Source organism: Marinilabilia salmonicolor JCM 21150, from assembly GCF_000259075.1.
Classification (GTDB): Bacteria; Bacteroidota; Bacteroidia; order Bacteroidales; family Marinilabiliaceae; genus Marinilabilia; species Marinilabilia salmonicolor.
The window spans coordinates 61,379-84,503 of record NZ_AJKI01000063.1; the positions used below are offsets into that span (position 1 = coordinate 61,379).

A 23,125-nucleotide genomic window follows, 5' to 3' on the forward strand; every position below is an offset into this window, starting at 1 on the left:
GCCTTTTTTATATTATTGAGAGTTGATTTTAAAGTGTTCTGGACACCTCAACTTCCTCAAATGCTTCGATAATATCTCCGATTTTAATGTCGTTAAAGTTCTTGATATTTAATCCGCATTCGTACCCGGAGGCCACTTCCTTAACATCATCTTTAAATCGTTTCAGAGACCCGAGTTCACCGGTGTAAATCACAATTCCGTCACGGATAACCCTGACTTTGGAGCTGCGTTTCACTTTACCTTCTTTAACCATACAACCGGCAATTGTACCTACCTTGGTAATTTTGAATACATCGCGTATCTCAACAGTCGCTGTAATTTGCTCCTTGATCTCAGGCGAGAGCATCCCCTCCATAGCGGCAGTAATCTCCTCAATGGCATCGTAAATAATAGAGTACAGACGAATATCAATCTCCTCTTTCTCTGCAATACGACGGGCAGCCAATGAAGGACGCACCTGGAAACCAATTACGATTGCGTTTGAGGCTGCAGCAAGCATGATGTCTGATTCAGAAATCTGCCCCACCGCTTTGTGGATCACATTCACCTGAATTTCTTCAGTTGAAAGTTTAATGAGCGAATCGGCAAGTGCCTCGATAGAACCGTCCACGTCACCCTTAACCACAAGGTTTAATTCCTGGAAGTTTCCAATGGCAATACGACGTCCAATTTCATCAAGTGTAATATGTTTCTGAGTTCTGAGTCCCTGCTCACGTTGCAACTGAGAACGCTTGGTCGCAATATCTTTAGCTTCCTTCTCATTCTCCATCACATGGAATTTCTCACCCGCCTGTGGTGCTCCGTTCAACCCGAGAACCAATACAGGCTCGGCAGGACCGGCCTCATCAATATTCTGGTTACGTTCGTTAAACATGGCCTTTACGTGACCGAAATACTGCCCCGAAAGCAGGAGGTCACCTGTTTTGAGAGTTCCTGACTGAACCAGCAATGTGGCCACATATCCGCGACCACGGTCCAGGGTAGATTCAATCACAGAACCAACAGCAGGTTTATCCGGGTTGGCTTTCAACTCGAGCAAGTCGGCTTCGAGCAACACTTTCTCCAGAAGCTGATCAATATTAATACCGTTCTTGGCACTAATATCCTGTGACTGATATTTTCCGCCCCACTCTTCAACCAGATAATTCATCTTGGCCAGTTCCTCTTTCACTCTGTCGGGGTTGGCATTGGGCTTATCAATTTTGTTAATGGCAAACACAATGGGAACGCCGGCAGCAGAAGCGTGATTAATCGCCTCGATGGTCTGTGGCATCACATTATCATCGGCAGCCACTATAATAATGGCAATATCTGTTACCTGAGCTCCCCTGGCACGCATGGCGGTAAATGCTTCGTGTCCCGGAGTATCCAGGAAGGTAATCTCCCTGCCATCAGCCAGTTCCACGTTATAGGCACCAATGTGCTGGGTGATTCCACCAGCTTCACCGGCAATCACATTTTCTTTACGAATATGGTCAAGCAAAGAAGTCTTACCGTGGTCTACGTGTCCCATCACCGTAATGATTGGTGGACGAGGCTTCAGATCTTCAGGATTATCTTCTTTCTCTTCAATAGCTTCAGCAGCATCCACGCTAATGAATTCAACGGTATAACCATACTCTTCTGCTACAAGGGTAATGGTTTCAGCATCAAGACGCTGGTTGATAGAAACAAAGAGACCAAGACTCATACAAGTGGAGATAATCTGCGTCACCTGTACATCCATCATACTGGACAGATCGTTGGCAGTAAGGAACTCCGTCACCTTGAGCACTTTGCTCTCCTCTGTCATCCGGTCCATCTCGTCCTGCTCCTTTTGAGCAGCAGCATCACGTTTATCACGACGATGTCGGGACGTTTTGGATTTTCCTTTAGAGGTAAGACGAGCCAGTGTTTCCTTAATCTGCTTTTGAACATCCTCTTCACTCACTTCCGGGCGGGCCGGACGCTTCTTAGCCTTGGTCTTTTTACGTTTTTCCTTTTTATCCTGAGGAGCCACTTTCCCGGCACCATTGGCATTTTGAGGCTGTTGCTTATCCGCAATATTTACGCGTTCCTTTTCTTTACGGATGCGTTTTCTCTTTTTCTTCTTCTTGCGCTGCTCGTCACGACTCTCGTTGTTTCGGGCATTGGCAGGAAGATCAATTTTACCAACAACAGTAGGACCCGACAATTTTTTCACCTTGGTAGGCATAAAACTGTCTGCATCTTTTTTTCCGTTGTCTTCCTTTTCGGCAGCCGGAGCTGTTTCCGGAGCAACTTTTTCTTCAGTTGGTTTTTCTTCTGCTGGTTTTTCTTCCGCAGGCTTTTGTTCCGCAGGCTTTTGTTCGGCAGATTTTTTCTCCACCGGAGCAGCCTGTTCTTTTTCCGGCTTCACTTCCTTTTTGTTTTCTTTAGAAGCTCCCTTTTCTTTCTTTTCAGAAACATCTTTGGCTTTCACCTCTTTCTGATCGGTGTTCTCCGGTTTTTTCTCAAGGTCAATTTTTCCAACCACTTTTAAATCTTTGTCTGGTTTCTCAACCTCCACCGGAATATCTACTTTTTGATCGGGAGTTTCTTTTTCCGATTCATCCTTTTTGGAATGACCAATTTCGGGCTCCTTATCTTCAGTCTTCTTTTCTTCCTGCGAAGATTTTTCAGGTTTATCAGCAGCTTGAGCAGTTTCTTTAGATTCAACAGCCCCGGTTTCCTCAACCTTCTTCTGTTCCTCCTTTTGTTGCTCTTCGGCTTTCTTCTTTTGGTCGAGGTCAATTTTCCCCACAACCTTAACATCCATTTTTTGCTTGGGCGTTGAAAATTCGGCAGTTGGTTTTTCCTCTTTTTTCTTCTCCGGTTTCACGACAGGAGGCACCTCGTCTTCAATATCAGCATCCTCATCAACGTCTTGCTCCTCTTTCAGGTCATCAATAGAGACAGACGATTTTTTCCCTTTCTGCTTGCGTTCAACCAGTTTTTCCGACTCTTGCTTAACGGTAAAGTCAGAACGGTATTCCTGTCTCAGAAGATCAACCATATCTTCCGAGATCTTGGTATTCGGATTGGATTCAATCTGAAATCCTTTTTTATGCAGAAAATCAACAATAGTGCTGATTCCCACATTACATTCTTTTGCTATTTTACTTAGTCTTTTTCCAACTGCCATATAAGGGACTTTCGTTTTTACAGGTAAAAAAGATTAATCTGAATAATTCATAAACCAATCAGGCAACAATCTTTGCCAACAAAGATAAGCGAATTATTCAAATTCAGCTTTCAGAACATTGATTACCTCACGAATGGTCTCTTCTTCAAGATCTGTCCTTTTGGTAAGATCCTCCACAGTCAAATCGAGTACCGATTTAGCTGTGTCGCAACCAATCGCTTTAAGTTCATCAAGTATCCAGCTTTCAATCTCATCTGAGAATTCATCCAGAGAAACATCTTCCTCATCTTCATCCTCAGTTTCACGATACACATCAATTTCGTAACCGGTCAGCTGACTGGCCAGGCGAATGTTCAATCCGCCCTTCCCGATAGCCAGAGAAACTTCTTCTGGCTGCAAATAAACATCGGCACGCTTCTCTTCTTCAAAAAGTTTGATGCTCGATACTTTGGCGGGGTTCAATGCACGTTGGATAAACAACTGCGTATTGGCAGTAAAATTTATCACGTCAATATTTTCGTTGTGCAGCTCTCTAACGATGCCATGAATACGAGATCCTTTCATCCCCACACAGGCACCCACGGGGTCAATCCGGTCATCATAAGATTCAACAGCTACTTTAGCACGTTCACCCGGTGCACGCACAATTTTTTTAATGGTAATAAGCCCGTCATATATTTCGGGCACTTCAAATTCGAACAAACGCTCAAGGAATACAGGAGAGGTACGCGACAAGATAATCAACGGAGTATTGTTACGCATCTCAACTCTGATAACCACAGCGCGAACGGTTTCACCTTTTCGGAAAAAGTCTCCCGGAATCTGCTCAGCCCGGGGAAGAATCAACTCGTTTCCTTCATCATCAAGAATCAGCATCTCCCGCTTCCAGATCTGGTAAACCTCACCTGTTACGACATCTCCGATTCGTTCGGTATATTTACTGTACAAATGATCCTTTTCCAACTCCATGATCTGACCTGCAAGATTCTGTCTCAAAGTCAGAATAGCACGTCTGCCAAATTTATGAAAATCCACTTCATCCACCACTTCTTCTCCAACTTCGTAATCTTCATCAATCTTACGGGCATCCGAAAGTGATATCTGTGTATTGGCATCTTCCACTTCTCCATCCGGCACCACTTCGCGGTTACGCCAGATTTCAAAGTCACCTTTGTCAATATTTACGATGACATCAAAATTCTCGTCGCTTCCGAAAATTTTGACCAAAACACTACGGAATGAATCTTCGAGGACCCTGACCATGGTGGCACGGTCAATATTTTTCAGCTCTTTAAATTCCGAAAAAGTGTCTATCAAATTAATATTTTCCATCGCTGCTGTTGTATGTTCGTTCTGTTTTATATCTGCTCAAAACCGGCTTTATTCCGGCATTTCTTCAATGGGTTTACAAAGAGAGGATTTCTTTGACTCTTTTTACTTCATCAAAACTAAACTGATGGTGAAAAACCTGCAACTCTTTTTTCTTTTTTCCTTCAGGTTTCACCATTTTTTCTTCTTTCACAACAAAACCTGAATCCGTTACCTCTTCCAAAATACCTTTTTGCACTATTCCATCATTATCCATCACTTCAACCGGGCGGTTCAGACATTTATGATACTGCTGCATCACTTTAAACGGCTGGCCAATACCGGGAGAAGAGACCTCCAACTCAAAATCCTCTTCCTCACGATCGAGTGAGTGCTCCACCAACCGTGATATTTCCACACAGTATTCAATAGGCACTCCATGGTCACTATCAATCAGAATCTCGATTCTGTTACCGGGCTTAACCGCCACATCCACCGCGTAAAAACCGTCAGCTTCGAGCTTCCCGGCAATCAGATCCATTATTTGTTGTTTTGCTATCATAGACAAGCCATTAATAAAATAGGGGACTCCTGCCCCCTACCCACACTTACTGTGAAAACCGCTGCAAAGATAAGGAATGAGAAACAAATATGCAAAAACCTTTTTGCCTAAAAATCAAATCATTTTGCCTGAAAGAAGAATAAATTGCCAACATTGAATCATCCTGCCATCAAAAACGCCCCTTTAATCGATGGCCTGTGTTTGTACGATTCATTCCGAATAGCTTTCTTTGTACCACAAAACCAGAGAGAAAACATTGAAAACAGCACCACATTACAACCAGCGAAAGATTGTTAATGATCCGGTTCACGGTTTCATAAGCATACCTGACAACATTCTGTTCGAGCTGATTGAGCACCCTTATTTTCAACGATTAAGGCGCATCAAACAACTGGGACTGACCTCCCTTGTATATCCGGGGGCGGTACATACACGGTTTCAACATACCCTCGGGGCGTTTTACCTGATGGGAACCGCCGTAAATGTATTGCGGGACAAAGGTCATGAAATTTCTGACCGGGAATCCATTTCTGCTCATGCCGCTATACTCATGCATGATCTGGGACATGGTCCTTTTTCGCATGCACTAGAACAAACACTTATTGAGAGTCTGGATCACGAAGATATCTCTTTGCTTTTGATGGAAAGGCTCAATCAGCATTTTGACGGACAACTATCAGCTGCCATTGACATATTCAAAGGCAACACAGATAAGCTTTTTCTCCATCAGCTGGTTTCGAGTCAGCTCGATGTCGATCGGCTTGACTACCTGAAACGGGACAGTTTTTTTTCAGGGGTTTCAGAAGGAGTCATTGGATCTGACCGAATCATAAAAATGCTGGAAATTAAGAACAATGAACTGGTGGTGGAAGGAAAAGGAATTTATTCCATTGAAAAGTTTCTGGTGGCAAGACGCCTGATGTACTGGCAGGTTTATCTGCACAAAACTGCCCTGGTTGCAGAAAAAATGCTCATTAATGTCTTAAAAAGAGCCAAAAAGCTGGCGTTACAAGGCAAAGACGTTCCTGCACCGCCATTTCTGGAAACATTTCTCAAAAACCGCTTCTGCAAAGATGATTTCAAAAACAACCTGCAGATATTAAATGACTTCACCATGCTGGACGACAATGACATCATGGGTGCGCTGAAACTCTGGCAAAAAAACAACGACAAAGTTTTGGCCATTCTCTCCTCCTGCATCCTGGATAGAAAGCTTTTTAGAATTGAAGTCGCAGACACTCCTTTTTCACCAGAAATTATCGATGCCCTCAAAGAAAAACAAAAAGATGCCATGAAGTTGTCATCCGAAGAACTGGACTATTTTGTTTTCACCGATCATGTTTCTAACAGCACCTACAAAACAGGTGGAGAAAACATCAACATCATCTATAAAGACGGATCCACCAAAGACATCTCCCTGGCATCGGACATGCTGGATCATACTGCCTTGTCAAAGCCCGTGAGCAAATATATTCTTTGTTACCCCAAATAACCGGTTATTCACTTGAGACCTGGAATACGCAAAAAAGCGTTTTATCGTTTAATTTTTACGTTTCAATCCAAAAAAGAGGGTAAAATATGCTACCGGCCGCAACTATATTTTACACCAAAAGATATATTTATTAGTTTTGTCCCAAATTTTTAAACATGGAATTCACTGCACAACAGATTGCTGAACTTATAAACGGAACCGTCGAAGGAAATGAAAACCAGGTTATCAGGGATGTTTCCAAAATAGAGGAAGGACGCCCTGAAACCCTTACATTTCTTGCCAATCCAAAATATGAGCAGCACATATACAACACAGATGCTTCGGTAGTTATTGTGAACAATAGCTTTAAGCCCGAAAAACCTGTAAAAGCAACATTAATACGTGTGGAAGATGCCTACCAGGCACTTGCGCGACTGCTGCAGATGTATGAAAGTTCATTACCCAAAAAGACCGGAATTGAGCAACCCTCCTATATCGATTCGTCGGCCTCCGTTGGTGAGTTTGCCTATATAGGAGCATTTGCCTACATCAGCGAAAAAGCAAAAATCGGGAACAATGCCCAAATTTGGCCGGGTGCCGTTATTGGAGAAGGAGTAGAAATTGGTGAGAACACCATCATCTATTCAGGAGCCAAAGTTTACAAAAATTGCAAAATAGGTGGCAACTGCATCATCCACGCAGGAGCGGTAGTCGGATCGGACGGATTCGGTTTTGCTCCCGGGCCGGATGGTGATTATCAAAAGATTCCACAGGTAGGCAATGTAGTTATCGAAGATTTCGTAGAAATAGGGGCCAACACAACCATAGACCGGGCAACCATGGGATCAACCATTGTTCGAAAAGGCGCCAAAATAGACAATCTTGTGCAAATAGCACACAATGTGGAAATTGGTTCCAACACAGTGATTGCCGCTCAGACCGGCATTGCAGGCAGTACCAAGATTGGTAAAAACTGTATGTTTGGTGGTCAGGTGGGCATTGCAGGCCATTTGAAAATAGCCGATCAGGTAAAAATGGCCGCCCAGACAGGCATCGCCAAAAGCATCAACAAAGAAGGATCTGTCATGATGGGGTCACCCGCCATGGACGCTATGCAATACAATAAATCCTATGTGATGTTCAGAAAATTGCCTGCACTTTATCAACAACTTCAGGAACTGGAGAAAAAAGTATCAGAAAAATAAGGCACGCCGGCACTGTTGTAAAGCATTGCCGTCAGTTATGACTTAATGATAGTTACTATGTCAGAAAAACAAAGAACGATTCAGAAATCAACTTCTTTAAAAGGCACCGGTCTTCATACCGGCGCAGAAGTTACCCTCACGCTAAATCCCGCCCCGGTGAATTCGGGGTTTTCTTTTAAACGTACTGACCTGGAAAACACGCCGGTCATCAGAGCCCTTGCCGACAACGTGGTATTCACCGAAAGAGGCACTGTCCTGGAAGAGAATAAAGCTCGTGTAAGCACCATTGAACACTGCCTGGCCGCTTTACGTGGGATGGGCGTGGACAACTGCCTCATTGAGATAGATGGCCCTGAGGCCCCCATTCTGGACGGAAGTGCGCATTTCTTTGTACAAGCGATTAAAGAAGTAGGCATCTCGGAACAGGATGCCGAACGTGAATACTTTATTGTTAAAGAAAAAATGATAGTGGAAGATCCGGAAACAGGAAGCTCTATAGTCGCTATTCCTGATGATGGACAAAACTATCAGACCATGATTTCATTCAACAACTCCATGCTGCTTTCTAACCAGTATGCCAACATGGAGAGAATGGAACAATTTGAAAAAGAAATCAGCAACTGCAGAACTTTTGTTTTTCTTCATGAGTTAGAACCATTGCTAAACAATAACCTCATTAAAGGGGGGGATCTGGACAATGCCATTATCATCATTGACAAAGAAGTACCTCAGGAAGAACTGGATCGTCTGGCGGCTCTTTTCAACAAACCATCAGTGGAAGTAAAACCCATTGGAATCCTCAACAATCTGGAGTTACACCATTCCAACGAGCCAGCCCGTCACAAGTTACTCGATGTAATTGGCGACCTTACTCTTGCAGGAATGCCCATAAAAGGAAGGATTATCGCTGACAAACCAGGACACAAAATAAACGCCGAGTTTGCCAAGGCGGTTCGTAAAGAGATCAAGCGACGTCAGCTAAAAGCGGACGCCCCCGAATACGATCCCAATGCTGAGCCGGTTTTTGACATCAATGAAATAAAAAAACTGTTACCTCACCGCCCACCATTCCTGCTGGTAGATAAAATCATTGACCTCAAAGATAAAACCATCATTGGGGTGAAAAATGTGACCATGAATGAGCCTTTCTTCGTGGGACATTTCCCGGAAGAACCTGTAATGCCTGGAGTGCTCCAGGTGGAAGCCATGGCGCAAATCGGAGGCATTTTGGTTTTAAGTCAGGTAGACGATCCAAAAAAATACAGCACCTATTTCCTGAAAATTGACAACATTAAATTCCGTAAAAAAGTGGTTCCGGGAGATACCATTGTCTTTAAACTGGAAATGATGACAGACATTCGCAGAGGCATTGCCAATATGAAGGGCACAGCATTTGTGGGAGACGCCATTGTTGCAGAAGGAGAGTTTATGGCCCAGATTGTAAAAAACAAATAATCAGAAACCGCAGATCACTCTGGTTATGTGACTGAAGGTAAAAACACGAAAAGAAGTAATATGAAGCAACCATTGGCATATATTCATCCCGAGGCAAAAATTGCACCCAACGTTGTAATTGAACCCTTTGTCACCATTGACAAAAATGTGGAGATTGGCGAAGGAACCCGCATCGGTTCCAACGTAACAATCCTTGAAGGTGCCCGCATAGGTAGGAATTGCAACATCCTTCCGGGTGCTGTCATTGCAGGAACTCCTCAGGATTTAAAGTTTGAAGGCGAAGATTCGCTGGTTATCATTGGAGACAATACCACTATCCGAGAATTTGTTACCATCAACAGGGGTACCAAATCAAAGGGAAAAACAGTGGTGGGCAACAACTGCCTGCTGATGGCCTATGTTCACGTGGCGCACGATTGTGTTTTGGGAAACAATGTAATTCTCGTCAACAGTGTGCAGGTAGCCGGAGAGGTGAAAATTGACGACTGGGCCATTGTTGGCGGACTTTCGGCCATCCACCAGTTTGTACACATTGGCAAACACGTAATGATTGCCGGCGGAACCCTGGTTAGCAAGGATGTTCCTCCCTATGTCAAAGCCGGCCGTGAGCCCATCTCATATGCAGGTGTAAACTCTATCGGTCTGAGAAGGAGAAATTTCTCCAACGAGCAGATTCGGGACATCCAGGACATCTATCGGTTTATGTTCCAGAAAGGATTGAACAACACCCAGGCGATAGAACGCATCGAAGCAGAATTAACGGCCTCGGATGAGCGGGATGAAATTATTCTTTTCATCAAGAATTCGCAAAGAGGCGTTATAAAAGGGTATAATCCCGACAACAGTTCAAACAGTTAGGAAAACAATAAGATCCTCAATAAAAAAAGCCTTGAAAAACTGTGTTTTCCAAGGCTTTTTTATTTGTCAATACCATAACACATCAATCTTTCTCATAATCTGACTTTTCCGCAGATTTGAGCGGATCTGATGAGATTTCTTTATGGAGATTTCTTCGTTTAAAAACATCCACTGCAAGATAAACAGCCTCTCTGAAAGAAGACTCATCAGCTTTGTTTTCCCCGGCAATTTCAAAAGCCGTTCCGTGATCGGGCGAAGTACGTACAATCGGCAAGCCGCCTGTAAAATTAACTCCTTCTGAGAAAGCAATACTCTTGAATGGAGCCAATCCCTGGTCGTGATACATAGCCAACACAGCATCAAACCGCCCCACATTCCCTGAACCAAACAGACCATCTGCGGGATATGGGCCAAGGGCCATGATACCTTCACTACGGGCAATCTCGATGGCCGGTTTGATAATATTTATCTCCTCATCACCCAACAAGCCTTCATCTCCGGCATGGGGATTCACTCCCAACACGGCAATTCGGGGTTTACGAATAGTAAAATCAACACGTAAGGTTTTATCCAACACCCTTATTTTATCCAGAATCTTCTCCATGGTCAGTTGCTCAGGGACCTCCTTCAAGGGCACATGACCGGTTACCACCCCGACCCTGAGTTGGGGCGCCACCATCAGCATAATATGCGACGGATTTTCAAATTGTCCGGCAAGATATTCTGTATGGCCGGGAAATTTAAATTCATCAGAATAAGTAGCATTCTTATTTATAGGAGCAGTTACTAAAACATCCACCACTCCGTTTTTCAAATCTTCAACAGCCTTCTCCAATGCGGCAAATGCAGCCTGCCCTCCGGCTTCTGTAGCTTTTCCCAGCTCTACCCTGACATTATCGTCCAGACAATTCACAATATTAACTCTTTTGGGATGTGCTTCATCACCCGACTTGATACTGTTAAGACTAAAATTGGGGATATTCAGTGCCTTACGATGATATGCTGCAACCTTGGAAGAACCATAAATAACAGGAGTATAAAGCTCCAGTACCTTGGGATCGGCCAATGCCTTAAATATAATTTCATAACCTATGCCATTAATATCTCCCTGAGTTATTGCGACTCTTACTTTTTCTGTACTCATAATAGCTAACTTTTAAATGGTCACATGCCTAAAACATGTGATATATGGATTTTTAATGCTCTGAGTTCCTAAAATATTCTCTGATCAGGATTTTCTTCAACTCCCTGTGAATAATCAATTCCGTAAGAACCTCAGGCAGGGCCCTCTCCGGAAACTCTCTTTGGTAACTACTGATTTCTTCCGGGGCAACATCAATACGGTACAACAAATTAAAAAACTTCTCTCCGCTTTCTCCCATGAGTACCTCTACGTGCTGTCGCATCTGGCCAAAAAGCTCACCATAAAAATCATGAACATTGCCCGAAAATACAATTTCCAAACTAAACTCGGCAAAATCCTTAATGATTTGCCCGGCCGTTTCACGAATTAGATCTTCCCGCTTCACAGCCTTTCTGAGTTCATGATCGGTAAGGGATGGGAACTTCATTCCGCACTCTCCTCTTTTGATTGATTCTCTCCCCGAAATCTAAATGAATACAACATGGCTTCAAGTTGCCAGATAAGATTTCGCTTCTCAGGTTTTTCCGGGGCATATACATATCCTTCCGTCACCACCACACGGGCATTTTCCGGATCAATGTGTGCAAGACTCACAAACGGGCCTCCCATTAAATCGCCTTCCACACGCCACAATCCGCGCATCTCCACCATCTGATGGTCGTTGCGCTCAAAACGTTTGTAGGTAACGGGTAATCGACTCTCTGTTGTCATGTAGGACCCTTCCGCCGAGCCGGGAACATTAATACGAAGTACAGAATCCCTCTTATTAAGCAGATTGGCTTCCGAGAAAGAATCATAATCAGTATAATCAAAGGAGTAAACAAAAACACCCTGACTAATGAGAGGTGTCTCCTGCGACATCCACATAAAATCCTTACCCGGCTTATTCTCATTAAAACTTGACGGAATAATCATATAAGCATCCCACTTCTCCTTAAACTCTTCCATCAGGTCGCGGTGGCTGTATTTTTGATAATAGTTAAGACTTCTGTCTCTTTCTGCTCTCACAAAAAACCCTGTAAGAAGTATCTCCTCGGATTCTACAAGAGAGTCAAGTTGCCAAACATCCTTTGCAGTGATATGTGCCATGGCATGTTGTTTTGCCCACCGGTTCTTGTAATATTTCACATCCGGCTTCAGGTTTTTCGCCACATCCACAATTATAATATTCCGAAAATTACGCAACCGTTCCCCAAAAGCACGATGGGGAATAATGGAGACATCAAAGAGCGGTTCAGCCTGAGGCAGGGCAACCACAGCCTGACGCAAAGCGGCCTCCAGCGTTTTACCGCCGACACTGTCTTTAACGGCATCGTTCATTACCACTAACATTTCGCCTGCGCTCCCGGATATATTTGGCTTGTAGGCCCCTCCTTTATCTTTACACCCTCCGGTGAATAACAGAATCAGGAAAAATACAGAAAGAGGAAAAAACGATTTTATGTACGTTGAAGGTCTCATTGGTTTAAATTATTTCTAAGTTATTGGTCTGATGGAACTCACATGAAGGGATTTATACTTTATCTTTTTTGACAATCCTTGTCATGCTCTTTTTACACCTTAAACATTTCTTAATTCTTAGCAGACAACTGCCGGTCCCTTAACTCCCTGTCTTTATGTCTTCTGAACCGGCATTGTAATAATTGACATCAACTGATTGCTCAATTTTTGACACGGACACTCTGTCGGAATTTTCTTCTGCAGGTTTCCATACAACCAACCGCTGTCCGGCATGAAGAAATTTATTGTCCAACCCGTTCCAGGCTAAAAGATCTTCTATCCTACACTGATACATCATGGCAATTTCGTGAAAAAACTGTCCGGGTGCCACAATATGACTGTCTTTTGTACGCCCCACAGTATCACCGGGCGCAGGATTTCTATTTGCCACGGGCTTTGTTTCCACTTCAAAGAAAGGCAGCTTCTCATGAAAAACATCAAATTTATCCTCAGGAAGCACAATCCTTACCGGTTCAGGCTGCACGGGGATGTAATCCATTTTATAAACCGGATTGAGCAACCGCAAAATATCAATAGGTATTTGAGTGTGAGTCGTTATCTGCTCAAAAGAAATACCCCCATTTACCGAGGTGGTAAGTAGATCTTCGTATCTGAATTCAACAGATTTTTTTTCAATCCCGTATCCTTCGTAATGATTCATCACATAATTTACAGCCACAAAGGCGGGAACATAACCTCTCACCTGATCGGATAAGTAAGGTCTCAGTTTCCAGTAATCTTTTTCCCCACCAGCCTTGGCAATGGCTTCTTTCACGGCACCAATACCTCCGTTGTATGCAGCAATGGCGAGCAACCAGTCATTAAAATTGGCATGCAGATATTTAAGATAACGACATGCAGCGTCAGTTGCCTTTACCGGATCAGCACGTTCATCAACATAGGAATTCACTTCCAGGTCAAACATCCGTGAAGCCTGAAATAAAAATTGCCATAACCCATAAGCCCCAGATGAAGATTTAGCCCTGGGATCAAGTGCTGACTCAATAACTGCCAGGTATTTTAATTCGAGTGGCAAATCATATTTATCAAGGTACTCTTCAAAAAGCGGAAAATACATTTCGGAACGTGCCAGAATGCCGGCCAGATGATCAGGACGTTTCAGGGTATAAACATCAATATAGGCCTGAACATGTTCATTGTAGGTAAGTGATACAGGAGTTTGAAGGTTCAGCTTTTCAATTCTTGAACCCACCAGATATTCAGGCACATGAACCTCTGCTTTATCAGTCTGACTATGCCCTTGACCGATAATCACAAATAATACAAAAACAGCAACCAGAAGTTTTCTGATCATACAAAATCCGAATAAAAACGTTCCGCAAAAGGTTTTCTTCAAATATTCTTCTTACCCCTTACCAGGGGCAATAGGTCTATTTCGAAGCATTATCTCCGGTCTCTTCCTCTTTTTTATGTTTGTCATCAGAGGCCTCATTCCGGGCTTTTTTAAACTCCTTCATCCCTTGTCCAAGTCCTTTCATTAATTCAGGAATTTTTCGGCCCCCAAACAGGAGCAGAATTGCCAGAACAATAATAATCCACTCCCAGCCGCCCGGCAAAATCAGGAAAATCGTGTTAAGCGTCATATCTTAAACTATTAAGTAAACAATCATTTTTAATGTGCTCATCCGTCAAAATCAACTCCTAACAAATGTAAAAATAAATCAGGAGCCTCCATGCTAACCGACACTAAAATATTAAACTTTTAATCCTGCAAAGTTTAACTCATTTTAAACCGTGTTAATAGACCTTTTAAAAGAGTTCATCTCTTCAGGATGCAAAATTTCTGACCTATTTGCTAATTAAAAGGTAAAGACCTGCCAAACAGAGGCAATCACCTCATTACTCAAAAAGCCACCTAAACAAATCATTTCCGTTGGCATAAAGCAACAGGGCCACCAGTATGATCATCCCAACCAACTGAGCATGTTCCATAAACTTCTCGTTTGGTTTGCGTCGGGCAACAATTTCATAAAGCAAAAACATCACATGACCTCCGTCGAGTGCCGGAATAGGCAAAATATTCATAAAGGCCAGAATGATAGACAGAAACGCAGTAGTAGTCCAGAAGCTGAACCAATCCCAACTGGCAGGAAACAAACTGCCAATAGTTCCGAAGCCTCCAACCTGACGGGCTCCCTCTTTTGTGAAAATCAACCTGAGCTGCTTCACGTAATTCACCAACAAATCAGTTCCTTTTTTTATTCCCGCCGGAAATGCCTCAAAAAAACCGTATTTCCTGGTTTCCACCCTCAGATAATTGGATGGAGAACGAGGTGCTATTCCAATTTTTCCAGACTTGTTGACATTGATGGGCAAAGTCATCAGTTCACCATTCCTGTAAAATGCGACGGTTGTGGAATCATCCTTGTGATGAAACAACTCATCCACAAATTCATCAAAGAAAGGTGCCTCCTTTCCGGCTACGGCCACCAGACTATCGCCTTTAAGCAACCCCGCTGCCTCTGCAGGCATCCCGGCAACCACGGAGTCCACCACGAAAGGGAATCTAGCCTGTGCAAATCGCCTTACCTCTTCACTTAAAAGCCTCTTACCCAGATCTTCCGGCAAAGGCAAATTAAAAACAGAATCACCACGCTGAACCGTAAAAGTGGCAGGATCTTCCAACAATACATAATTGGATACATCAGAAATGGTATTTACCTCCATCGTATCCACAGAAAGCACAACATCTCCATCCTGCAGACCGATTTCATGACCTATGGAGTGATAAGCATATCCGTAAGAGGCCCCATCAACAGGAATGTATGACTCTCCCCATTTGAAAAGAATCATCCAGAAAATCACCATGGCAAGGATAAAGTTCACCAATACTCCCCCTATCATGATCAGCAATCTTTGCCAGGCCGGTTTGGCACGAAACTCATGTGGCTGAGGGGGCTGCTTCATCTGTTCCTTATCCATTGACTCGTCAATCATTCCGGATATTTTAACATATCCGCCAAGAGGGAGCCAGCCAACACCATATTCGGTTTCTCCCTTTTTAAATTTAAACAGTGAAAAACCGGCATCGAAGAAAAGATAGAATTTCTCTACCCTTGTTTTAAATAGTCTTGCGAAAAGATAATGTCCAAACTCGTGTAATATCACCAATATAGACAAACTAAGAATAAGCTGTAATGCTTTTATCAGAAACTCCATGCTATCAAATAAAAAATAAAATCAAAAAAATCATCACTCTCACGAGCCCTTTCCCTTGGAAAAAAATCATTATTCAAAAAAAATCCATGGTCTAAGATTTTTTCCGGAAGCCAACAAATATATTGATTTTCTTCATTTTCCCACAATTTCCAGGGCAACTCTTCGGGCTTCATCATTCGTTTTCAGATAATCGTCAAGACCGGGATGCTTTACAAAAGAAACTTTCTGCATTGTTTGTTCAATCACCGACGACATCTCCACAAAACCTATGCGGGATTTCAAAAAGGCATCCACAGCTACTTCATTAGCAGCATTCAGAATACATGGTATATTTCCGCCCTGACTCATGGCCCTAAATGCAAGTGAGAGGTTACGAAATACATCAACATCCGCCTTCTCAAACGACAGTTCAGGGTAATCAGTAAAGTTAAAACGGGGAAAAACGTTCTGAAGACGCTTGGGAAAACCCATGGCATATTGAATCGGCAACTTCATATCGGGCAGCCCCATCTGAGCTTTCAACGAACCATCGGCAAACTGAACCAGTGAGTGGACTATAGACTGGGGGTGGACCACGATCTCAATCTGTTCGGGAGTGACATCGAAAAGCCATTTTGCCTCAATGGCTTCAAAGCCTTTATTCATAAGGGATGCTGAATCAATAGTGATTTTATCCCCCATTTTCCAGTTGGGGTGATTCAACGCCTGACACCTCGTAACTTTTCGTAAAAAATCCACACTTTTCCCTCTAAAAGGTCCGCCGGAAGCAGTGAGAATAATCTTTTCAATTTTATTGTCTGCCTCTCCCACCAAACATTGAAATATTGCAGAATGCTCAGAATCAACAGGAAGCAGAGGCACTCCTTTTTCCCTGGCAAGGTTCATCACCAGGTCGCCGGCCACCACAAGTGTTTCTTTATTGGCCAGAGCAACCGGCTTACCGGCCTCCAGCGCTCTGAATGTAGGCAACAGTCCGGCAAAACCCACCAAAGCCACTAAAACCATATCCACCGTGCTCATTGCACCCACCTGAGCCAATGCTTCTTTTCCGGCATAAACCTTAACAGGATGAGCCGAAAGTTGCTCACTGACCCAGGCATATTTCCCCTCATCCCCAATCACCACTACATTAGGCTGAAATTCAACAGCCTGCTGCACCAGCAATTCTGCATTCCGACCGGCAGTTAACACTTCTGTTTCAAAAAGTTCAGGATGTTGTTTAATAACCTCAAGGGCCTGGGTCCCGATGGATCCTGTGGACCCAAGAATGGCGATGCGACGCTTCATTTATTTTTCCAAAAAAATTTACCCGGACAGACAAAAACACCCGGAATAACAATTATTAAATATGTTTCCTTGAGCACCGGCAACATCGTTCATCAATCCGAACGGGTACCTGTTGCTAAAATAAGAAATCAGAAGGATATGTACTCCTGTGGATCCAGGGGCATTCCATTGTACCAAAGTTCAAAATGTAAGTGAGGCCCGGTTGTGAGCTCTCCGGAGTTTCCAACATGAGCAATGGCTTCACCAGCCTTTACATGATCACCGATAGATTTCAGCAAACGCTCATTGTGCTTATAGCTTGAAATAAGATTGTTTGCATGCTGAACCTGTATTACATATCCGGTCTCAACCGTCCATCCTGAAAATACAACCACTCCATCCATCACTGCTGAAACCCTGGCCCCAGGTCCGGCAACAATATCCACACCAAAATGACCGCGAGGATCCCCAAACCGATTGACCACCATCCCCTTCAACGGAGTAAAAAAGAAAGTATTTTCCAGAACTGTGCCTGGGTTCATCTCTGCAGAATAGGAAAGATTGTACTTCTCCTCTTTCTCCACCAATGCTCTGAAAGCAGAATCCTCCTCCGAACGGCTGAATTCCACATCAACAGGATTCCCTATAGCGGGAGACCCCACATCTTCAGACTGCTCTTCAGGATTTTCAACAATCTCTTCAGGTACTCCACCACGAATAATGTGCTGAACATTGTCAATAAACTTATTGCGTTTCTCAATTTCCACAAATAAAGAATCCACCCGCTGGGCATTCCGGACAATCATTAATCGCTGATTGGCATCAGGATATCCCGGAATATACTCTCTCAACCCGGTAAACGCTATAAGCAGAATGACCAATACAATCAGCAAAATAGCAGATGCCCCCACAATAGTAAATACATTTAAACGGGAAAGTCTTATCACAAGAACCTCCTGATAAGTCTGTTCATTAAAAATGGCCAGCTTATATTTGTTCTTAAGCTTTTCAAAAAACCTTTTTCCCTTACTATCTGCCATGTTGTAAATTCAATATGAAAACCAAATACATCTTTCCGACAAAATTAATTATAATTGATGAGGTTACGAAACAACTTCATAAAACACCACCCCAAACATCCTCAAAAAGAAGCAGGAAGAAAAAAAGTTAATCTTTTAGCAGATTTTAACACACAAAACATTTGGCAGACGCGATTAAAGCCCCTATATTTGCAACCGCAAAAGAGAAGAAACTTATTGAAAATATATTGCGGGGTGGAGCAGTTGGTAGCTCGTTGGGCTCATAACCCAAAGGTCGTCAGTTCGAGTCTGGCCCCCGCTACCAGGAAGCCGAGAAACAAAATTTTGTTTTTCGGCTTTTTTTATGCTCAAACCCAAAATTCTCGCCGGTTCTGTTGACTTAAAAGTACATTTTACCTATCTTTCGTTTTGTAACCATCTATTTAAGACCATAAAGTTCCGGTAACATGCAACACTCCAGACTCCTGACCTTTTTATTCACTATCTTTTTACTTCTTTCAACCCCGGCCTCAGGGCAGGATAGAATTACTGGCCATAATTTTGCCACCCGTTCCGAAATCATTGGTAAACAAGGAATGGTTGCCACCAGCCACCCCCTTGCCACCCAGATAGGCCTGGATATTCTGAAGCAGGGAGGAACGGCGACTGATGCAGCCATCGCCGCAAATGCGGCTCTGGGCCTAATGGAGCCTACCGGCTGTGGCATCGGCGGTGATTTGTTTGCACTTGTTTGGGATGCAGAAACCAACAGTTTAAATGGAATAAACGGCAGCGGAAAATCACCTCAGTTATTGACCATAGATTATTTCACTTCCAACAGATTGGAGAAAATCCCTTCCTACGGTCCTCTTCCTGTCACCGTACCGGGATGCGTGGACGCCTGGTTTGAGTTGCATGAAAAATTCGGAAAATTATCCATGGAGCAAATCCTGCAACCCTCGATTAAATATGCTCAAGAGGGATTTCCGGTTACAGAACTTATCAGTCACTATTGGAAGTTATCATTAAAAAGACTTGGCAGATACCCCAATGTAATGGAAACATACTCTATTGATGGCAAAGCACCCGGAAAAGGAGATGTTTTTAGAAATCCTGATTTAGCCAACACTTACAAACTACTTGCTAAAGATGGAAGAAAAGCTTTTTACCACGGTTCCATAGCCAAAACCATAGTCAACTACATACAAGGTCAGGGAGGATTTTTATCCGAAGAAGATTTTTCCATGCACAATTCTGAGTGGGTGGAACCAATTGCCACATCCTACCGTGGATACAAAGTATGGGAGCTCCCTCCCAACGGACAGGGAATAACCGCCCAGATAATGCTCAATATTCTGGAGGGTTTTCATTTTTCTCCTGAAAATTTTGGCACTGCCAGGCACCTTCACCTTGTAACCGAGGCAAAAAAGCTGGCGTTCGAAGACCGGGCACGATTCATTGGTGATCCGAATTTCTCAAACATTCCTGTGGACAAATTATTGTCAAAAGAATATGCCACCGAAAGAAGAAGTCTGATAGACACAACCCACGCCCGGGCTTTCAGTTACGGAACCCCCAATCAGAGCGAGACGGTTTATCTCACCGTGGCTGACCAATGGGGCAATATGGTTTCATTGATTCAGAGCAATTACAGGGGCATGGGATCGGGAATGGTTCCTCCGGGGCTGGGCTTTATGCTTCAAAACAGAGGAGAGTTATTTTCGCTTAATCCCGGCGATGTAAATGAATACGCCCCCGGCAAAAGGCCTTTTCATACCATCATTCCGGCATTTGTAACCAAAGATCAAAAGCCATGGCTGAGCTTTGGTGTCATGGGAGGAGATTTTCAGCCGCAGGGACATGTACAAATCATCATGAACCTGATTGATTTCGGCATGAATCTTCAGGAAGCGGGAGATGCACCCCGTTTTTCACACACCGGAGGAAGCACCCCCACCGGCCTTCGGGAGAAAACGACAGGTCAGGTTTTCGTTGAGAGCGGGATGCCATATAACGCTGTCAGAACTCTTATGGAGATGGGCCATCCGGTTAGTTACGATCTGGGAGGGTATGGTGGATTTCAGGGGATTATTTATGACCACAGGAGAGGCGTTTACATCGGGGCTTCGGAGTCCCGAAAAGACGGACAGGCAGCCGGTTATTAAAACATAAAACAATCGGGAAAAACAAACGCTCTCACATCATCGGTAATAACCTGTTCGTCAAAACTTTTTGATAGTTTTAGTGATAATATTTTTCTTTGATGCTTGTAACAAGCACATTTTTGGGAAACACACATTTTTGGGAAACACATGAGCTTATCCAAAGCAATATTCAACTTTTTTAAATCTAAAGATTCTTTCCCCAAAGAGCCTTCTGACTTTTTTTCCGGAGAGAGAACCACAGAATTAATAGAACGTCTTAATGCCAGATCTCCAAGAGCGATCGGCCTCTCTTCTCTTGACGCATTAGCACTAAAAATATGTGAAATCAGCCAGGCAGACTACATTTTCATTGCGAAAATCTCAAAAGAAGGTACTTACCGGACAATCAGCATATGTAACCAAACAAGTCCGATACAAAACAGCCATTTTGATTTTAAAATAAATGCCTTTCTTAACGACAAAAATCCTGACATCCCTGTATCCTTTGATGCACAAGTCATTTTTTCCCAGACAAACCTTCCGAAAAGCAAAGCCAACAACTGCATAGCCCTGCAAATTACGGACAATGACAAAACACCTATGGGCATTGTGCTGGGTGTCACAAAATCCGCAAAAACAAAAACCCTGACCAATGTAATCAAGTTCTTCTCCAATCACCTTACCACAGAGATGCGACATCTCAACTCAAAAGAAAAACTTGAAAAAAAGAACAAAAAACTTCTTCGCACAGAAGAAGAATTGAAACTAAAAAACCAGTTGCTGGACAACCTGAATAAAAATATTTCCAAAGCCAAACAGGTAGTGGATGAGAGCAGTCGGCTTAAATCTGCATTTCTGGCAAACCTGAGTCATGAAATCAGAACCCCCATGAATGTAATCATGGGGTTTACAGAACTGTTAAGTGCAGCAAACATGACCCCGGAACAACGACGAAACTATATTGATATCATACAGCAAAACGGAACACGGTTGCTGCAGATCATGGATTCTCTGATTGACATCTCCCGGTTTCAGGCCAAAAATATCGGCAAGGAGCAGCAGGCATTTTCTTTAAATCAGATGCTGCAACAATTATACAACAACTTCAACTCCGAAATTGAAGCCTCCGGAAAACCCATCACACTAACACTTACATTAAGTAAAAATCATGGGGAAGACGTGATCATTCTGGACAAGGAAGCCACTTACAAAGTACTGAACCACCTACTGGACAATGCCGTAAAATTCACTGCATCAGGGACCATCCGTTTTGGGTATGAAATTAAAGAAAAACAAATTCTGTTTCATGTAGAAGATACCGGAATAGGCATCCCGGAAGGGAAAGAAAAAGAGATATTTGACCTGTTCAGACAAGGCGACCTGCGCCTTAGTCGTCAGTTTGGGGGAACCGGCCTGGGGCTTGCCATTGCCAAACGCTATGTGAGTGCGATGAACGGTCAAATCTGGTGTAATAACAACGAAGACTCCGCCAGGGGTGCCACCTTTAAATTCTCACTTCCACTGCTCTCCAGTCATAAAGAAAGAAACGAAGGCCTCTCTCAAAAAACAGCCGGAGCATTCACTACATCTTCGATAACCATGATTAGCAACGAATCCTTATTGTAATTAAAAAGCAGCCATCAGCAATCCGATATCCTTTGATGGCAGATTCAACCGCTCTCCAACCCTGTAACTGGTTAAAATTCCCTTATAAAGATACAGTCCGTGACTCACCCCCACATCCTGCATTATCAGCTGATCGATACCTCCTGCCATAGCCAGACGGAGCAAAACAGGGGCAAAAATATTACTGAGGGCAATGGATGATGTTCGGGCCACCCGTGAAGCAAGATTGTGCACTCTGTGATAAATAACTCCATGATGAATGGTTACAGGACTTTTGCCACCTTTTCCCCCAACTGCTTCAAGACATCCACCATTCCCCATATTCAAATCCACGATGATGCTCCCCGGCTTCATCCCTGCCACCTGTTCATCAGAAATCAGAAAACCACTTTGCGGATCAAAATAACGTATGCTTCCGATAACTGCATCCGCCGAACGCAAGGCCTTACTCAAAACCTGAGGATGTAAGACGGAAGTAAAAAGTCGTTGCCCCACATTTCGCTCCAGTTCCCTGAGATTCCGGTATGAATTGTCGAAAACTTTCACCTGACACCCAAGTCCAAGAGCCGCTCTCACAGCAAATTCACCAGCAGTACCGGCACCTATCACCACCACTTCGGCGGGGGATATTCCCGTAATGCCCCCCAGCAAAACACCCTTCCCCTCCTTGCTGTTACTCAGGTATTCCGAGGCAATCATAATGGCTGTATACCCCTCAATTTCACTCATACTGCGAACCACGGGGTAACAGTCCGACTCATCTTTCAGTAATTCGTAGGCCAGGGCATTCACCTTTTTATGCATTAACTGCTGAATAGAATCCCTGTTTTGACTGGCCAGATATAGCAACGAGATCAGCAACTGACCGGGAGATAACAACCCACGCTCTTCCTCATCTGGGGGAGCCACTTTTAAAACTACATCACAGCGGAACGGATCCTCATGATTGGTAACAATTTTGGCTCCGGCTTCAGAAAAATCATGATCGTAATAATTTGCTGCATTTCCGGCCCCGCTTTCCACAATAATTTCATGCCCGTTGGCGGTAAGTAATTCTACTCCCTGAGGTGTCAGAGGAATACGGTTTTCACCCTCCTCCCTTTCTCTGGGAATGCCAAAAGACATAGACTTTTGTTTCCGGCCGATTTCCATTAACTCCTCCTTGGGAGCAAGTCCGGCCTGATTCATAGCAAAATAATACGATGCTTTTTTTCCTAAATCCCCCATAGTATTTTCTTATTTCGG

Annotated in this window: 18 protein-coding genes and 1 tRNA gene; 7 read left to right on the forward strand and 12 right to left on the reverse strand. The window is 43.5% G+C overall.

What is annotated here, in order from left to right; translation table 11 throughout:
- Positions 1-28: 28 nt before the first annotated feature.
- The 3 genes from infB to rimP all read right to left on the reverse strand — a co-directional run bounded on the left by infB (position 29) and on the right by rimP (position 5,012).
- The gene (gene infB, locus W7W_RS0120720; RefSeq protein ID WP_010665527.1) at positions 29-3,142 is read right to left on the reverse strand and encodes a translation initiation factor IF-2; all 3,114 of its coding nucleotides are present in this window, start codon (positions 3,140-3,142) and stop codon (positions 29-31) included.
- Positions 3,143-3,235: 93 nt separating this feature from the next.
- Positions 3,236-4,474, reverse strand: coding sequence for a transcription termination factor NusA (gene nusA, locus W7W_RS0120725; protein ID WP_010665528.1), 1,239 nt, complete (start codon positions 4,472-4,474; stop codon positions 3,236-3,238).
- A 73-nt stretch (positions 4,475-4,547) separates the two neighbouring features.
- Positions 4,548-5,012, reverse strand: a complete 465-nt coding sequence (gene rimP / locus W7W_RS0120730; protein WP_025006896.1) for a ribosome assembly cofactor RimP — start codon at positions 5,010-5,012, stop codon at positions 4,548-4,550.
- Between the two features lie 256 nt (positions 5,013-5,268).
- Here rimP and W7W_RS0120735 point away from each other — a divergent pair, with 256 nt between their 5' ends.
- From W7W_RS0120735 to lpxA, 4 genes are all read left to right on the forward strand, one after another.
- Complete coding sequence (locus W7W_RS0120735; protein ID WP_010665530.1) at positions 5,269-6,504, forward strand: HD domain-containing protein; 1,236 nt, start codon at positions 5,269-5,271, stop codon at positions 6,502-6,504.
- Between the two features lie 155 nt (positions 6,505-6,659).
- Positions 6,660-7,688 carry a UDP-3-O-(3-hydroxymyristoyl)glucosamine N-acyltransferase gene (gene lpxD, locus W7W_RS0120740; RefSeq protein ID WP_010665531.1) on the forward strand — a complete coding sequence of 343 codons (1,029 nt, stop codon included), beginning with the start codon at positions 6,660-6,662 and terminating at the stop codon, positions 7,686-7,688.
- A gap of 57 nt (positions 7,689-7,745) precedes the next feature.
- A complete protein-coding gene (locus W7W_RS0120745; RefSeq protein WP_025006895.1) occupies positions 7,746-9,143 on the forward strand; it encodes a bifunctional UDP-3-O-[3-hydroxymyristoyl] N-acetylglucosamine deacetylase/3-hydroxyacyl-ACP dehydratase in 1,398 nt (465 codons plus the stop codon).
- Positions 9,144-9,203: 60 nt separating this feature from the next.
- Entirely contained in the window at positions 9,204-10,001 is a 798-nt protein-coding gene (lpxA, locus tag W7W_RS0120750) for an acyl-ACP--UDP-N-acetylglucosamine O-acyltransferase (RefSeq protein ID WP_010665533.1), read from the forward strand.
- Between the two features lie 82 nt (positions 10,002-10,083).
- Here the strand turns inward: lpxA and pdxA are convergent, their stop codons facing one another.
- From pdxA to W7W_RS0120795, 8 genes are all read right to left on the reverse strand, one after another.
- The gene (gene pdxA, locus W7W_RS0120755; protein ID WP_010665534.1) at positions 10,084-11,145 is read right to left on the reverse strand and encodes a 4-hydroxythreonine-4-phosphate dehydrogenase PdxA; all 1,062 of its coding nucleotides are present in this window, start codon (positions 11,143-11,145) and stop codon (positions 10,084-10,086) included.
- Between the two features lie 52 nt (positions 11,146-11,197).
- Positions 11,198-11,572 (reverse strand): hypothetical protein, encoded by a 375-nt coding sequence (locus tag W7W_RS0120760; RefSeq protein ID WP_010665535.1) that lies wholly within the window; start codon positions 11,570-11,572, stop codon positions 11,198-11,200.
- Complete coding sequence (locus tag W7W_RS0120765) at positions 11,569-12,606, reverse strand: DUF4837 family protein (protein WP_010665536.1); 1,038 nt, start codon at positions 12,604-12,606, stop codon at positions 11,569-11,571. Before W7W_RS0120765 ends, W7W_RS0120760 begins: the two co-directional genes overlap by 4 nt.
- Before the next feature lie 139 nt (positions 12,607-12,745).
- On the reverse strand, positions 12,746-13,960 hold the full coding sequence (locus W7W_RS0120770) for a lytic transglycosylase domain-containing protein (protein ID WP_010665537.1): 1,215 nt from the start codon (positions 13,958-13,960) through the stop codon (positions 12,746-12,748).
- A gap of 76 nt (positions 13,961-14,036) precedes the next feature.
- On the reverse strand, positions 14,037-14,249 hold the full coding sequence (gene tatA / locus W7W_RS0120775) for a twin-arginine translocase TatA/TatE family subunit (RefSeq protein ID WP_010665538.1): 213 nt from the start codon (positions 14,247-14,249) through the stop codon (positions 14,037-14,039).
- A 256-nt stretch (positions 14,250-14,505) separates the two neighbouring features.
- A complete protein-coding gene (gene rseP / locus W7W_RS0120780; protein ID WP_025006894.1) occupies positions 14,506-15,825 on the reverse strand; it encodes an RIP metalloprotease RseP in 1,320 nt (439 codons plus the stop codon).
- Positions 15,826-15,957: 132 nt separating this feature from the next.
- Positions 15,958-17,112, reverse strand: coding sequence for a 1-deoxy-D-xylulose-5-phosphate reductoisomerase (locus W7W_RS0120790; RefSeq protein WP_010665541.1), 1,155 nt, complete (start codon positions 17,110-17,112; stop codon positions 15,958-15,960).
- 128 nt (positions 17,113-17,240) lie between these two features.
- The gene (locus W7W_RS0120795) at positions 17,241-18,131 is read right to left on the reverse strand and encodes a M23 family metallopeptidase (protein WP_010665542.1); all 891 of its coding nucleotides are present in this window, start codon (positions 18,129-18,131) and stop codon (positions 17,241-17,243) included.
- Positions 18,132-18,359: 228 nt separating this feature from the next.
- On the opposite strand from W7W_RS0120795, the gene W7W_RS0120800 reads away from it, so the two are divergent.
- From W7W_RS0120800 to W7W_RS22610, 3 genes are all read left to right on the forward strand, one after another.
- Positions 18,360-18,435, forward strand: a tRNA-Met gene (locus W7W_RS0120800).
- 142 nt (positions 18,436-18,577) lie between these two features.
- Positions 18,578-20,275, forward strand: a complete 1,698-nt coding sequence (ggt, locus tag W7W_RS0120805) for a gamma-glutamyltransferase (RefSeq protein WP_010665543.1) — start codon at positions 18,578-18,580, stop codon at positions 20,273-20,275.
- Between the two features lie 147 nt (positions 20,276-20,422).
- Positions 20,423-21,880, forward strand: coding sequence for a sensor histidine kinase (locus tag W7W_RS22610; RefSeq protein ID WP_010665544.1), 1,458 nt, complete (start codon positions 20,423-20,425; stop codon positions 21,878-21,880).
- Here the strand turns inward: W7W_RS22610 and W7W_RS0120820 are convergent, their stop codons facing one another.
- Positions 21,881-23,107: an alanine dehydrogenase gene (locus W7W_RS0120820; protein WP_010665545.1), complete on the reverse strand. Its 1,227-nt coding sequence runs from the start codon at positions 23,105-23,107 to the stop codon at positions 21,881-21,883.
- Positions 23,108-23,125 lie beyond the last annotated feature (18 nt).

Excerpts from the sequence above, each read along its gene's own strand:
- infB (WP_010665527.1), bottom strand. The coding sequence starts at position 3,142 with ATGGCAGTTGGAAAAAGACTAAGTAAAATAGCAAAAGAATGTAATGTG.
- nusA (WP_010665528.1), bottom strand. The coding sequence starts at position 4,474 with ATGGAAAATATTAATTTGATAGACACTTTTTCGGAATTTAAAGAGCTG.
- rimP (WP_025006896.1), bottom strand. The coding sequence starts at position 5,012 with ATGATAGCAAAACAACAAATAATGGATCTGATTGCCGGGAAGCTCGAA.
- lpxD (WP_010665531.1), top strand. The coding sequence starts at position 6,660 with ATGGAATTCACTGCACAACAGATTGCTGAACTTATAAACGGAACCGTC.
- W7W_RS0120745 (WP_025006895.1), top strand. The coding sequence starts at position 7,746 with ATGTCAGAAAAACAAAGAACGATTCAGAAATCAACTTCTTTAAAAGGC.
- lpxA (WP_010665533.1), top strand. The coding sequence starts at position 9,204 with ATGAAGCAACCATTGGCATATATTCATCCCGAGGCAAAAATTGCACCC.
- pdxA (WP_010665534.1), bottom strand. The coding sequence starts at position 11,145 with ATGAGTACAGAAAAAGTAAGAGTCGCAATAACTCAGGGAGATATTAAT.
- W7W_RS0120760 (WP_010665535.1), bottom strand. The coding sequence starts at position 11,572 with ATGAAGTTCCCATCCCTTACCGATCATGAACTCAGAAAGGCTGTGAAG.
- W7W_RS0120765 (WP_010665536.1), bottom strand. The coding sequence starts at position 12,606 with ATGAGACCTTCAACGTACATAAAATCGTTTTTTCCTCTTTCTGTATTT.
- W7W_RS0120770 (WP_010665537.1), bottom strand. The coding sequence starts at position 13,960 with ATGATCAGAAAACTTCTGGTTGCTGTTTTTGTATTATTTGTGATTATC.
- tatA (WP_010665538.1), bottom strand. The coding sequence starts at position 14,249 with ATGACGCTTAACACGATTTTCCTGATTTTGCCGGGCGGCTGGGAGTGG.
- rseP (WP_025006894.1), bottom strand. The coding sequence starts at position 15,825 with ATGGAGTTTCTGATAAAAGCATTACAGCTTATTCTTAGTTTGTCTATA.
- W7W_RS0120790 (WP_010665541.1), bottom strand. The coding sequence starts at position 17,112 with ATGAAGCGTCGCATCGCCATTCTTGGGTCCACAGGATCCATCGGGACC.
- W7W_RS0120795 (WP_010665542.1), bottom strand. The coding sequence starts at position 18,131 with ATGGCAGATAGTAAGGGAAAAAGGTTTTTTGAAAAGCTTAAGAACAAA.
- ggt (WP_010665543.1), top strand. The coding sequence starts at position 18,578 with ATGCAACACTCCAGACTCCTGACCTTTTTATTCACTATCTTTTTACTT.
- W7W_RS22610 (WP_010665544.1), top strand. The coding sequence starts at position 20,423 with ATGAGCTTATCCAAAGCAATATTCAACTTTTTTAAATCTAAAGATTCT.
- W7W_RS0120820 (WP_010665545.1), bottom strand. The coding sequence starts at position 23,107 with ATGGGGGATTTAGGAAAAAAAGCATCGTATTATTTTGCTATGAATCAG.